12 protein-coding genes are annotated in these 12,115 nt (G+C 72.5%); 7 read left to right on the top strand and 5 right to left on the bottom strand.

The window, feature by feature from the left end; all coding sequences use genetic code 11:
• The 5 genes from ACXJKL_RS04590 to ACXJKL_RS04570 form a co-directional block, all read right to left on the bottom strand.
• Positions 1–1,228, bottom strand: a 1,228-nt coding sequence (locus tag ACXJKL_RS04590; RefSeq protein WP_457205877.1) for a glutamine synthetase family protein, incomplete at its 3' end; no start/stop codon positions are given.
• Between the two features lie 24 nt (positions 1,229–1,252).
• Positions 1,253–1,870: a hypothetical protein gene (locus tag ACXJKL_RS04585; RefSeq protein WP_457205876.1), complete on the bottom strand. Its 618-nt coding sequence runs from the start codon at positions 1,868–1,870 to the stop codon at positions 1,253–1,255.
• A gap of 72 nt (positions 1,871–1,942) precedes the next feature.
• Complete coding sequence (locus ACXJKL_RS04580; protein ID WP_457205875.1) at positions 1,943–3,499, bottom strand: alpha/beta hydrolase; 1,557 nt, start codon at positions 3,497–3,499, stop codon at positions 1,943–1,945.
• 117 nt (positions 3,500–3,616) lie between these two features.
• Positions 3,617–5,662, bottom strand: coding sequence for an NAD(+) synthase (locus tag ACXJKL_RS04575; RefSeq protein WP_457205874.1), 2,046 nt, complete (start codon positions 5,660–5,662; stop codon positions 3,617–3,619).
• A 50-nt stretch (positions 5,663–5,712) separates the two neighbouring features.
• Complete coding sequence (locus ACXJKL_RS04570) at positions 5,713–6,150, bottom strand: hypothetical protein (RefSeq protein ID WP_457205873.1); 438 nt, start codon at positions 6,148–6,150, stop codon at positions 5,713–5,715.
• A 138-nt stretch (positions 6,151–6,288) separates the two neighbouring features.
• Between ACXJKL_RS04570 and ACXJKL_RS04565 the strand changes: the two genes are divergently transcribed.
• The 7 genes from ACXJKL_RS04565 to ACXJKL_RS04535 form a co-directional block, all read left to right on the top strand.
• On the top strand, positions 6,289–7,170 hold the full coding sequence (locus ACXJKL_RS04565; protein ID WP_457205872.1) for a GNAT family N-acetyltransferase: 882 nt from the start codon (positions 6,289–6,291) through the stop codon (positions 7,168–7,170).
• 61 nt (positions 7,171–7,231) lie between these two features.
• Complete coding sequence (locus tag ACXJKL_RS04560; protein ID WP_457205871.1) at positions 7,232–7,753, top strand: hypothetical protein; 522 nt, start codon at positions 7,232–7,234, stop codon at positions 7,751–7,753.
• A complete protein-coding gene (locus tag ACXJKL_RS04555) occupies positions 7,750–8,073 on the top strand; it encodes a hypothetical protein (protein WP_457205870.1) in 324 nt (107 codons plus the stop codon). The genes ACXJKL_RS04560 and ACXJKL_RS04555 overlap by 4 nt, the downstream gene beginning before the upstream one ends.
• The gene (locus ACXJKL_RS04550) at positions 8,073–9,938 is read left to right on the top strand and encodes an alpha/beta hydrolase (RefSeq protein ID WP_457205869.1); all 1,866 of its coding nucleotides are present in this window, start codon (positions 8,073–8,075) and stop codon (positions 9,936–9,938) included. The genes ACXJKL_RS04555 and ACXJKL_RS04550 overlap by 1 nt, the downstream gene beginning before the upstream one ends.
• A gap of 17 nt (positions 9,939–9,955) precedes the next feature.
• Positions 9,956–10,477, top strand: a complete 522-nt coding sequence (locus ACXJKL_RS04545) for a hypothetical protein (protein ID WP_457205868.1) — start codon at positions 9,956–9,958, stop codon at positions 10,475–10,477.
• A gap of 113 nt (positions 10,478–10,590) precedes the next feature.
• Positions 10,591–11,439: a 3-methyl-2-oxobutanoate hydroxymethyltransferase gene (gene panB, locus ACXJKL_RS04540; protein ID WP_457205867.1), complete on the top strand. Its 849-nt coding sequence runs from the start codon at positions 10,591–10,593 to the stop codon at positions 11,437–11,439.
• 16 nt (positions 11,440–11,455) lie between these two features.
• Positions 11,456–12,115: PQQ-dependent sugar dehydrogenase (locus tag ACXJKL_RS04535; protein WP_457205866.1), on the top strand; the 660-nt coding region annotated here is incomplete at its 3' end.

The raw sequence follows: 12,115 nt of genomic DNA, 5'->3' as shown, positions 1-12,115 counted from the left end.
GCGTCTCGGCCAGCAGCTCGGAGTCCTCCGCGATGCTGATCGCCTCGGCCAGGTTCTTGGGCAGCGGCTGGATGCCGAGCGCCCGGCGCTCGCGCTCGGTCAGCGACCAGACGTCGTCCTCGGCCTCGCGCGGCAGCTCGTAGCCCTCCTCGATCCCCTTCATCCCTGCGGCGAGGATCACCGCGAAGGCGAGGTAGGGGTTGCTGGCGGCGTCGATGGTGCGCAGCTCGACGCGGGTCGACTGGCCCTTGTTGGGCTTGTACATCGGCACCCGGATCATCGCGGAGCGGTTGTTGTGGCCCCAGCAGATGTACGACGGCGCCTCGCCGCCGCCGAGCAGCCGCTTGTAGGAGTTGACCCACTGGTTGGTGACGCAGCTGATCTCGCTGGCGTGGCGCAGGATGCCGGCGATGAACTGCCGGCCGGTGCGCGAGAGCTGGTACTCGGCGCCGGCCTCGAAGAACGCGTTGCGGTCGCCCTCGAAGAGGCTGACGTGGGTGTGCATCCCGGACCCGGGGTGGGTGGTGAACGGCTTGGGCATGAAGGAGGCCCAGATGCCCTGGCTCAGCGCGACCTCCCGGACCACGGTGCGGAAGGTCATGATGTTGTCCGCGGTGCTCAGCGCGTCGGCGTACCGCAGGTCGATCTCCTGCTGGCCCGGACCGCCCTCGTGGTGGCTGAACTCCACCGAGATGCCCATCGCCTCGAGCATGGAGATCGCCTCGCGGCGGAAGTCCGAGCCACGCGACTGCGCGGTGTGGTCGAAGTAGCCGCTGCGGTCCACCGGGATGGGGTCCGCACCGGCGACCGGGCTGTCCTTGAAGAGGTAGAACTCGATCTCGGGGTGCGTGTAGAACGTGAAGCCCTTGTCGGCGGCGATGCTCAGCGTGCGCTTGAGGACGTGCCGCGGATCGGCGTACGACGGGCTGCCGTCGGGCATCACGATGTCGCAGAACATCCGCGCGGTCGACGGCGTCTCGCCGCGCCACGGCAGGATCTGGAAGGTCGACGGGTCCGGCTTGGCCAGCATGTCGGCCTCGTAGACACGGGCGAAGCCCTCGATGGCGGAGCCGTCGAAGCCGATGCCCTCGTCGAAGGCGCCCTCCAGCTCGGCGGGCGCGACCGACACGGACTTGAGGAAGCCCAGCACGTCGGTGAACCACAGCCGCACGAACCGGACGTCACGCTCCTCGAGAGCGCGGAGTACGAAGTCTTCTTGCTTGCCCATGCGGGCAACTATGTCGCATCCCCCTCAGCCGCAGATGTTCACGTCCTGCGAGCCGAGAACCCCGTCCCACGCCTGGCGCATCGGCCGCAGCCAGGACTGGGTGGTGGGCACGAAGGCGATGCTTCCCGCCACCCGCTCCTTGACCCCCTGGACCTCGACCTCCTCGACCACCAGCGGCAGCGTGAGGGCGCGGCGCCGGGTGCCGTCCCAGCACGCCGAGGCCCGCTGCTCGGTGACCGCCTGCGCGAGGGTGACCTCGTCGCCGACCGCCTCGCCGCCGTAGCGGAACGCGACGGTCGTGACGTAGCCGGTGTGCCCCTCCCACGGCGCGACGACCGTGGCCGACAACCCGTGCGTACGCCGCGTCAGCGGGCGGAACGTCACGGAGCCACCCTCGACCGTGCGCGCCCGGGAGACCCACACCTTCGGGACCTTCGGGGCGTCGGCGTCCAGCGCGTGGACGAGCTGGACGGTGCAGCCCTCGCAGTCGTCGACCTCGAAGGTGAGCGCGGTGCGCTTCGGTGCGTGGGTCCCGGAGGGTCCGGCGGAGGCGACGGACGAGGGAGCCGCGACGCCGCCCACCAGGGCGGCGGTGGCGAGGGCGGTGACGAGGGCGGGGGCGAGGGCGCGTCGTACGGTCATGGGAGTCCTGTCGTCGTGGGTGGCTGCACGGGAGACGCGTGCCGGCGCCGATCGGTTGCGTCCCGGGAGTCGCTAGCCGACCGGCGGCGCGGGGACGGGGTCGCAGCGGACGTCGGCCCGGTCCCCCGACCGCCTCCGGGGCAGCACGCCCGTGGCCAGGTAGAAGGCGATGGGGTGGTCGACGCACGCGACCCCGCTCAGGCTGCCGGCGTGGGTGGTCCCCCCGACGCCCTCGATGAGGACCGCGCCGGTGAAGCGGCGCCGCACCTCGAGGGCACCCTCGATCGGGGTGGCGCCGTCGTAGGTCTCGTTGATGAGCAGCGCCGACCTGGTCGAGGTGGCCACCTCGACCGCGGCGGCTGCCGGCGGGGCCGGCCAGGTGCGGCACGGGGCGTTGAACCAGCCGTTGGGCCAGGTGAGGAACGGGTGCCGGCGGTCCTGGCGCTCGTTGTCGCCGAGGAGCACCGCCAGGTCCGTCGGCCAGGGCGCGTCGGTGCAGGTCGTGGCGAGGTAGGCCGCGTAGGAGTTGTCGCCGCCCGCGGTGGTCGGGTTGAGGGACGTGTAGGACCTCCGGGCGAGTCGGGCGGTCCCGTCGGTGACGATCTCCGACAGCGCGTCCGCGACCTCCGGCCACAGGAAGGTCGCGTAGCCCGCCCCCAGCGCGACGTCGGAGAGCTCGGCCGCCCCCACCCCGTCGACGGGCCGCCGGGTGAGGCGGTGCAGCACGCGGTAGTAGGTCCTCTCCACGGCGGCGGCGGTCCTCCCGAGACGGAGGTCGGCGTGCCCGCGGGCGGCCCAGCGCCAGAACCCCGCCATCGACCTCTCGAAGGCGACGTTCTGCGCCGCGTTGGCGTCGTACCAGACGCCCCGCGGGTCGACGACCCCGTCGAGCACGAGCTTGTCGAGACGGTCGGGGTGCAGCGTGGCGTAGACCTGCGCGATGTAGGTGCCGTAGGACAGGCCGTAGAAGCTCACGCGGTCGGCGCCGAGGGTGTCCCGCAGCACCTCGAAGTCGGCCACGATGTCGGTCGTCTTCATGTGCGGCAGCAACGGTGCCGCGGCCGAGGTGCCGCACGCGGCGGCGTAYGCCTCGCTCCTCGTCACCCACGCGTCGAGGATCGCCGCGCTCGTCGGGTCGTACGGCGGACGCGTGCCGATCTTGTTGATCGTGCGGTCGCACGTGAGCGCCGGGCTGCTCTCGCCGACGCCGCGCGGGTCCATCCCCATCCAGTCGTAGGTGCGGGCGATCCTGCCGGGGAGGTACTGGCCCCAGGCGGCCAGGAAGGTGCCGCTGCCGCCGGGGCCACCGGGGTTGGTGAACAGCACGCCCCGGTCCCTCGAGCCACGGTGCCGCACCCGGGAGACCGCCAGCTCGATCGTGGGTCCGGTCGGGTCGGCGTGGTCCAGCGGGACGGTGAGCATGCCGCACCGGGCGCCCGCCGAGCGCAGGAAGCCGTCCGCGCACCGCCCCCAGTCGATCGGCGGGGCCACGAAGGCGGGCGACTCTGTGACGACCTGCGTCGTCACGGGCGCTGGGCCGACGGTGCCCGGTCCGGCGGACGCGACGGGTGCTGCGAGCAGTGCTGCCCCCAGCGCGAGCGCTGCTCCGGCGAGGATGCGTGTCGCCATGGTTCCCCCGGGTGCTGGACGGACGCGGCGGCGTCGTGCGCATCGTCCCAGCGAGGCGGGAGGCCGTGCATCGTCGATCTGGGGGCTATTCGGGCAGGGTGTCGCAGGGGTGAGGGGTCAGCGGGTGTCGGGGACGCGCGCCAGCTCGGCCAGCCAGGCCGCGGCACTCGCGTCGCTGGGCATCCGCCAGTCACCGCGCGGGCTCATCGTGCCGCCCGAGCTGACCTTGGGTCCGTTGGGCAGCGCGGAGCGCTTGAACTGGTTGGCGAAGAAGCGCTTCACGAACACCTCGAGCCAGTGCCGCACCGTCGCCAGGTCGTAGGCGACGTGCGCGTCCGCGGGGAACCCGGGGGGCCACTCCCCCGCCTCGGCGTCGCGCCAGGCGTGCCAGGCGAGGAAGGCGATCCTGCTGGGCCGGTGTCCACGTCGTACGACGTGGAAGAGCGTGAAGTCCTGGAGGTTGTAGGGCCCCACCGAGTCCTCGGTGGCCTGCGGCTTGACCCCGTCCTCGACCGGGATCAGCTCGGGGGTGATCTCCTGCTCGAGGATCTCGCCGAGCACCTGGTTGGTGTCCTCGTCGAACTCGCCGTGCGAGATGACCCAGCGGATGAGGTGCTGCACCAGGGTCTTGGGCACGCCCGCGTTGACCGTGTAGTGCGACATCTGGTCACCGACGCCGTAGGTGCACCAGCCGAGCGCGAGCTCGCTGAGGTCGCCGGTGCCGACGACGATGCCGCCGCGGTGGTTGGCGAGCCGGAAGAGGTAGTCGTAGCGCAGCCCGGCCTGGACGTTCTCGAAGGTGACGTCGTAGACCTTCGCACCGCCGGCGTAGGGGTGACCGAGGTCCGCGAGCATCTGCTCGGCCGCGGGCCGGATGTCGATCTCCTCGAACGTCACGCCGAGGGCCTTGCTCAGCCGGGTGGCGTACGCCTTGGTGGTCGCGCCCGTCGCGAAGCCCGGCAACGTGAAGGCGTGGATGTCGGAGCGGGGGCGGCCGAGACGGTCCATCGCCTTGGCCGCGACGATGAGCGCGTGGGTGGAGTCGAGGCCGCCGCTGACGCCGATGACCGCCTTGGGCGTGCCGATGGCCGTGATCCGCCGCTCGAGGCCGGACACCTGGATGTTGTAGGCCTCGTAGCAGTCGAGCGCGAGGCGCTCGGGGTCGTCGGGCACGAAGGGGAAGCGGTCGACCTTGCGCCGCAGCCCGATGTCGCCGGTGGGCGGCTCGAGGTCGAACTCGACGATGCGGAACTCGCTCTCCCCCGCACCCCGTCGGTTGTCGTCGAAGCTGCCCTGCCGCAGCCGCTCCTGGCGCAGCCGGTCGAGGTCGACGTCCGCGACGGTGTGCACCGCGCTCGCGGGGAACCGCTCGCCCTCGGCCAGCAGGTCACCGCACTCGTAGACCATCGTCTGGCCGTCCCAGCTGAGGTCGGTGGTCGACTCGCCCTGGCCCGCGGCCGCGAAGACGTACGCCGCCGAGCAGCGCGCGCTGGCGCTGCGCACCAGCAGCCGGCGGTCCTCGGCGCGACCGACGGTGATCGGGCTGCCGCTGAGGTTGGCCAGCACCGTCGCCCCGGCGAGCGCCGCCTCCGCGCTCGGCGGGACCGGGACCCACATGTCCTCGCAGATCTCGACGTGGAGGTCGAGACCCGGGACGTCGGTGGCGCGGAAGATGAGGTCGGGCCCGAAGGGCACCTCGTCGTCGTTGACCTCGATGTACTCGTCGCGGGTGTCGTCGCCGGGCGCGAACCAGCGGCGCTCGTAGAACTCGCGGTAGTTGGGCAGGTAGGACTTGGGTGCGACGCCGAGGACCTCGCCGCGGTGGATGACCACGGCGCAGTTGTAGACCCGGTTGCCACGCGCCAACGGCGCCCCGACCACGAGGACCGGCAGCAGGTCGACGCTCGCCGAGACGATCGCGTCGATCGCGCGTCGTACGGCGTCGAGCAGGGTGTCCTGGAGGAACAGGTCGTCGATCGAGTACCCGCTCAGCCCGAGCTCGGGGAACACGGCCACCGCCACGTGCTCCTCGTGCGCCCGCCTCGCCTCCTCGATGACCCGCTCGGCGTTGGCCGCCGGGTCCGCGATCGCGACCGGCACGGTGATGGCCGCGACCCGCGCGAAGCCCTGGGCGTAGGCGGAGTAGAAGTCCACGCGCCTCACTCTAGGGCGACCCCTCGCCGCCCCGGCGACGACCGGGCGCTGACCCGTCGCTAGGACGAGGAGGACACGCTGGGAGCTCCGCACTCGGTGTACGCGTAGTACAGGAACGCGGTCAGGTCCTCGCGGTCCTGACCGGTGCGGTTCTCGGCGACGGTGAGGTCGGACCAGTACTCGGTTCCCGCCGCACCGACGCTCTCGGTCATGTCGATGAAGACCTCCGCGCCGCGCTGGGCACTCGTGCCGTCCAGCTCGGCGGGTACGCCGTCGTCCTCGATGTCCCGGGTCGCGCTGCGCACCGCGTCATCCGTGTCGGTCGTCATCGCCTGGTCCACCCGCGAACAGAACTGGGCCTTGTCCGCTCCGGTCGGGAGCCCGCCGGGGGCCAGCAGCCACGCGGCCCCGGCCACCGCAAGGACGACCGCGACCCCGCCCAGGACGAGCGGGAGACGACGACGGCTGGCGGGCGGCGAGGACTGGGTGCTCTGCACGCTGGCAAGCTAGCAGCGGCTCGAGGGCCGGCGTGGCACTTGGCGTGATCTCCCGGTGCTGGTACGGACCGGCCGTGTGCAGCCGCTCCGCGACCCGCAGCGCCGAACCCGGTTGACGCCCGTCCTAGCGTGCACCGCATGGAGCTGTCGCCCTGCGTGACCGATGCCGACTACGAGGACTGGCGCTCGATCCGGATCGCGGTGCTGCCCTACGAGCGGTGCAGCAGCGTCGCGGAGCTCCGCGCCCAGGACTCCCCCGACCGGCTGCTGGTCGTCGCCCGTGACGAGGGGCGGGTCGTCGGGTCCGGGATGGCCGGGCAGTCGGAGTCCGCCGACTCGGCCGCCGTCGCCCCGCGGGTGCTTCCCGAGCACCGCCGTCGCGGGATCGGATCCGCCCTGCTCGTCGCCCTTGCCCAGCACGCCACCACGCTCGGCGTCTCCCACGTCCGGGCCAGGGTCGACGACGAGGAGCACCTGGGGTTCGCCACCCGCTTCGGCTTCGTCGAGGTCGACCGGGAGGTCGAGCAGTCCCGGACGGTGACCGACCTGCCGGCCCTCCCGGCGCCGCCTCCCGACGTGGAGGTCGTCGTCGGCGCCGAGCACCCCGGCCTGTGGGAGGCGTCGTTCGAGTCCTTCGGCCGGGAGGTGCTGGCCGACCTCGCGGTGCGCACCCCGCTCGACGTCACCGCCACCCAGTGGGCCACGTCCTGGCGGGGCGATCCGATGTACCTCGCCGTGCACGACGGCGCGGTCGTCGGCTGCGCGGGCCTGCTGCGCGACGCCGACCAGCCGCGTCGCGCCGAGCACTCCCTCACCGCCGTACGCCGTGACTGGCGGGGCCGCGGGCTCGCAGCGCACCTCAAGCTGCGCACCCTGGACTGGGCGGCGACGCACGACCTCGACGAGGTCTACACGTGGACGCAGGACGGCAACGCCGCGATGCGCGGGCTCAACGAACGACTGGGTTACCGCACCAGCCGGACCAGCGTCTCGGTCTCGCGCCCGCTGCCCCTCTCCTGACCGTGTCCACAGACGGGACGCACCGGGTTTGAGGCGGCGTCCCGGGCGGAAGAACGACGCCATGGCTTCGCTCCCTCCCGACCCGGCCCTGGCCGACCCGATGCTGCGTGAGCTCCGCGAGCGGCACCCCGACGTCGACATCGTGCTGCTGCCGCCCGTGCGGCCCCTCGACGTCCCGGTCGCGACGACCGCGCAGTGCCGCTCGCGCATGAGGCACGCCGACAGGGTGCTGACGACGCTGAGCGAGCGGCTGGACCGCGAGCCCACCACCAGGGCGGACTACTGGTGGGGTCAGGACCACCCGGAGGTCCGCCGCTGGGTCACCGCCGCCGCGTTCGGCGACCTGGGCGACGAGGGCGGGGTCGCGCTGCTGCGCCGGCTGGCCGACACGCTCGTCCAGCTCGGCTGGGAGCCCCGGCCGGCCGCCGACGGCAGTCCCCGGGTGCGCGGGGTGGCCGGTCCGTTCGAGCTGGTCGCCCGGGCCACGGACGACGCGGTGTCGGTCACGATCACCAGCGATGCCCTGCACGTCCCCGCGGACCTGCACGCCGAGCTCCAGCACGAGCAGGGGCCAGACGCATGAGCCTCTACGTCTACCTCGAGGCCCTCGGCCGCTCGGCCCAGTCCTGGGAGGACCAGGGCGAGGTCGTGCGCGGCGGCCGCAAGTCCCTGGGCGAGGTCGACGCGTCCCTCCTGGGGGCTCGCGTCCAGCCGGCCGCGCAGGCCTTCGTCGACGCGTGGATGAAGGAGGTCAAGCGTCTCGAGGACGCGGCGGCCGACCACGCCCAGGCGCTCCGGGACGCCTCGCTGCTCTTCCAGCAGGCCGACCAGGACGTCGTCGAGCGCAGCCAGCAGCTGATGTCGTGGACCGACCGCAGCGTCTCCCCGACGGTGGGTCCCTGATGACCACGATCACGGTGCCCGCGCACGTCGGGCCCATCGAGGAGATGGACGCCACGGTCGCCGCGTCGTCGGTGACCACCGGGCTGCGCTCGACCGGCACGACGATGTCCGACGTCGCCGAGTGGATGACCGCCCACGGTGCTCCCGACGACTGGACCGGAGACGCCGCCGAGGCGGCCGAGCACGCCATGACCGGCTACGCCCGGGACACGTCCGCGGCCACCGCCGCGTTCACGCGGGTCTCCGCCGCCTGTGACACCTACGTCGACCGGATCGTCGCGCTCACCGCCCGGCGCACCCGGCTGGGCTCCCGGCGCACCGACCTCAACCAGGACATCGACGACCTCTGGGTCCGGATCGAGGCCTCCACCGCCGACGACGTCGACGCCCTCGAGGCCGAGGCGCGGGCGCTCCAGACCCGGGCCGACCGGCTCGTCGACGACATCACCACCTTCTGGGACGACGTCACCGCCGCCGAGGACACCCTCATCGCCGCCTTCCAGGCCGTCGACACCACGGGCGAGGGCCGCGACGCGGCCGACCGCGACACCACGGACGTCGGCGCCCTGCGCGACGAGCTCACCGCGCTCGGTGGCGACCCCGACGCGATCAACGACTGGTGGAAGCGCCTGACCCGCGCGGAGCAGGAGGCGCTGAAGATCAGCGACCCCGACCTCGTCGGCAACACCAACGGCATCCCCACCGGCGACCGTGACGAGGCCAACCGCACCTCGCTCGACCGCGACCTCGACCGCCTCACCAGCAAGGTGGACGCCGGCGAGGACCTCACCGAGGCCGAGCAGCGGCTGCTCGACCGGGCCAGCGCCGCCCAGACCTCGCTCGACGTCCCGACCACCGAGGGGCTGCCCGACCTCGACGGTGACGGCATCGCCGATCCGGTCGACGTCAACCTGATCGTCTACCAGCCCGCCGCCTTCGGAGGGGACGGCGCCGTGGCCGTCGGCTACGGCGACCCCGACACCGCGGACAACACCGCCGTCATCGTCCCCGGCATCACCAACGACGGCACCACGATCCCCGGCAACGCCAAGGACGCCTACACCCTCTACACCCAGGCGATCCTCAACGGTGAGTCCGCCGCCACCATCGCGTGGATGGGCTACGACGCCCCCAGCTGGAACCCGGAGAACGCCCTCGACTGGCCGGGCGACGGGCTGGACATGGGCAGCGTGGCCCGCGAGGACAAGGCCATCGAGGGCGGGGCGGGCCTCGCCGACTTCGTCGACGGCCTGCGCGCCACCGACGAGGGCGACCGGTCCCACCTGTCGGTGATCGGTCACAGCTACGGCTCGACCACCGCCGCCCACGGTGCGCACGACCACGGCCTCGACGCCGACTCCCTCACCCTGATCGGCAGCCCGGGGGCCGGTGGCGACGACGTCAACAGCGTCGGAGACCTCGGGATGCCCGAGGGCACGGTGTACGTCGGCGCCGCCGACAACGACTTCGTCACCTGGCTCGGCCGCGACGGTGACCTCGGGATGGGCAAGGACCCCGCCCAGTCCGACTTCGGCGCCACGGTCTTCCCGGTCGCCCCCGGCGAGGAGTTCCACGCCGGCAGCCTCGGCCTGGGCGTGGAGAACCACACGTCCTACTTCAACCCCGACACCAACCAGCAGTCCCTGGACAACCTGACCGCCATCGTCCGCGGCGACGAGCCCGAGGTCACCGGCGGTCGCACCCAGGACGCCAACGACATGGCCTTCGACTGGGGCAAGGACGAGGTGGTCCACCAGGTGGAGAAGGAGGTCGAGGAGACCCGCCAGGAGATCGAGGACACCTACGACGACGGCAAGGGCTGGGTCGACGACCGGGTCGACGACTTCAAGGACATGTGGCCGTGACGCCTAGGGTGACCTCCATGACTCGACTCCTTCTCGGGCTGGTCGCCGTGGTGCTGCTGAGCTCCTGCTCGAGCACCGGCGATCCCGCGTCCGGTCGTGCCGACGAGAAGCCCGACGCGGCGGCCTTCAAGCAGCAGATGGACACCGAGGCCCAGGCCCTGCTGCCCGACCTGGTGTCCGAGCTGGGGGGCTCCCCCAACGGCCTGCAGGCGAGCTTCGTCGAGCGTGGCGGGTTCGGRCTCTGGGACTACACCGCCTCGGGAGTCCTCAGCCGTCCTCGCGGGGCCATCGACGCCAAGCTGGACACCGCCTCGGCGGTGCTCGAGCAGCACGGGTACACCGTCGAGCGGGACGAGGCCCAGCTGAGGGTCAGGGCCACCAAGGACGACATCGGCGTCACCGTGCAGGCCGGCATGCCGACGACCGACCCCGACGTGCGGTCGGTGAGCGTGCGGATGGCCAACGTCGGCGCGCTCGAGGACGGCGACGACTTCGCCGAGAGCGCGCCGCCCGAGGACTACCTGGCCTACCTCGACTGAGGACGCCCTCGGCGTGACGGTCGCCACAGCGCCACCGGCACCCCGCCGCACTAGCCTGAGTGGTGGTCCGTGGACTCCACCAGGGAGCCGCGAGATGTCATGAGGAGAGCACCATGAGCGACGAGACGGCGCCGTACGGAACGGGGGCCCCGAAGCCGGCGGCCCCGGTCAAGAAGGTCCGCACCCATCACCTGCGGGAGATGAAGGAGCGTGGCGAGAAGATCACCATGCTCACGGCATACGACATGTACACCGCGGCGACCTTCGACGAAGCCGGCATMGACCTGCTGCTCGTCGGTGACTCCGCCTCCAACAACGTCTACGGCAACGAGACCTCGCTACCCGTCACCGTCGACGAGCTCCTCCCCCTCACCCGCGCCGTGGCCCGCAGCGTCAGCCGCGCGATGGTCGTCGGCGACCTGCCCTTCGGCAGCTACCAGGCCAGTCCCGAGCAGGGCTACCTCACCGCCGTCCGCTTCATGAAGGAGGCCGGCGCGCACGCGGTCAAGCTCGAGGGCGGCGCCGAGATGGCCCCCGTCATCGAGAGGTGCACCCGCGGCGGGATCCCGGTCATGGCGCACATCGGGTTCACCCCCCAGAGCGAGCACACCCTCGGCGGCTACCGCGTGCAGGGCCGTGGGGAGACCGGCGACCGGGTCCTCGCCGACGCCCGAGCCGTCCAGGAGGCTGGAGCCTTCGCCGTGGTGATGGAGATGGTGCCCGGCGACGTCGCCGAGCAGGTGAGCAAGGAGCTCGTCATCCCGACCATCGGCATCGGGGCCGGCAACGGCTGCGACGGCCAGGTGCTCGTCTGGCAGGACGCCTTCGGCCTGCGGACCGGCCGGATGGCCCGGTTCGTCAAGCAGTACGCCGACGTCCACGCCGTGCTGCTCGACGCGGCCCGCGCCTACGCCGACGATGTGCGCGGCGGGACCTTCCCCGGGCCCGAGCACACGTTCTGAGCGTAGCGTCGGCGCCATGACCTCGCGACGCCGCACCAGAGCCGTGGTCCGCCCCGCCGTCCTCGTGCTCGCCACGACCCTCGGCCTCGGCATCCTCGGCGCCCCCGCCACGCCGGCGCAGGCCAACGAGGCGGCCGGAAGTCTCACACCGGTCGCGGTCGACGCCCCCGACCCCCGGGTGGGGGCACCCGCCCTCCGGGTGCGGACGGTGGTCGACGGGCTGGTCAACCCCTGGGACGTGCAGTCCCTCGGCGGCGGCAGGCTCCTGGTCACCGAGCGGGACCGGGCCCGCCTGAGCGTCGTGCGCCACGGCCGGCGGCGGACCGTCGGCTTCCCGAGCGACAGCGTCTGGGTCAGCGGCGAGACCGGTCTCATGTCGCTCGCCGTCGACCCCGCCTTCGCCCGGACGCGCCGGTTCTGGACCTGCCAGGGATGGCAGACCGGCGCTGGGCACGACGTCCGTGTGTCGCTGTGGCGGCTGAGCGACAGCACCCGTCGAGCCAGCCTGGTGCGCCACGTGGTGACCGGGCTGCCGAGCACGAGCGGGCGCCACGGCGGCTGCCGCCTGCTGCTCGACACCGGGTCCCCGGCGCTGTACGTCGGCACCGGCGACGCCGCCGACCCCGCCAACCCGCGTGACCTCACCTCGCTCGGCGGCAAGGTCCTGAGGGTGCAC

The organism is Nocardioides sp. P5_C9_2 (assembly GCF_054049555.1).
The sequence above is the reverse complement of the archived record's forward strand: the minus strand, read 5'-3'. Positions and strand labels throughout refer to the sequence as shown.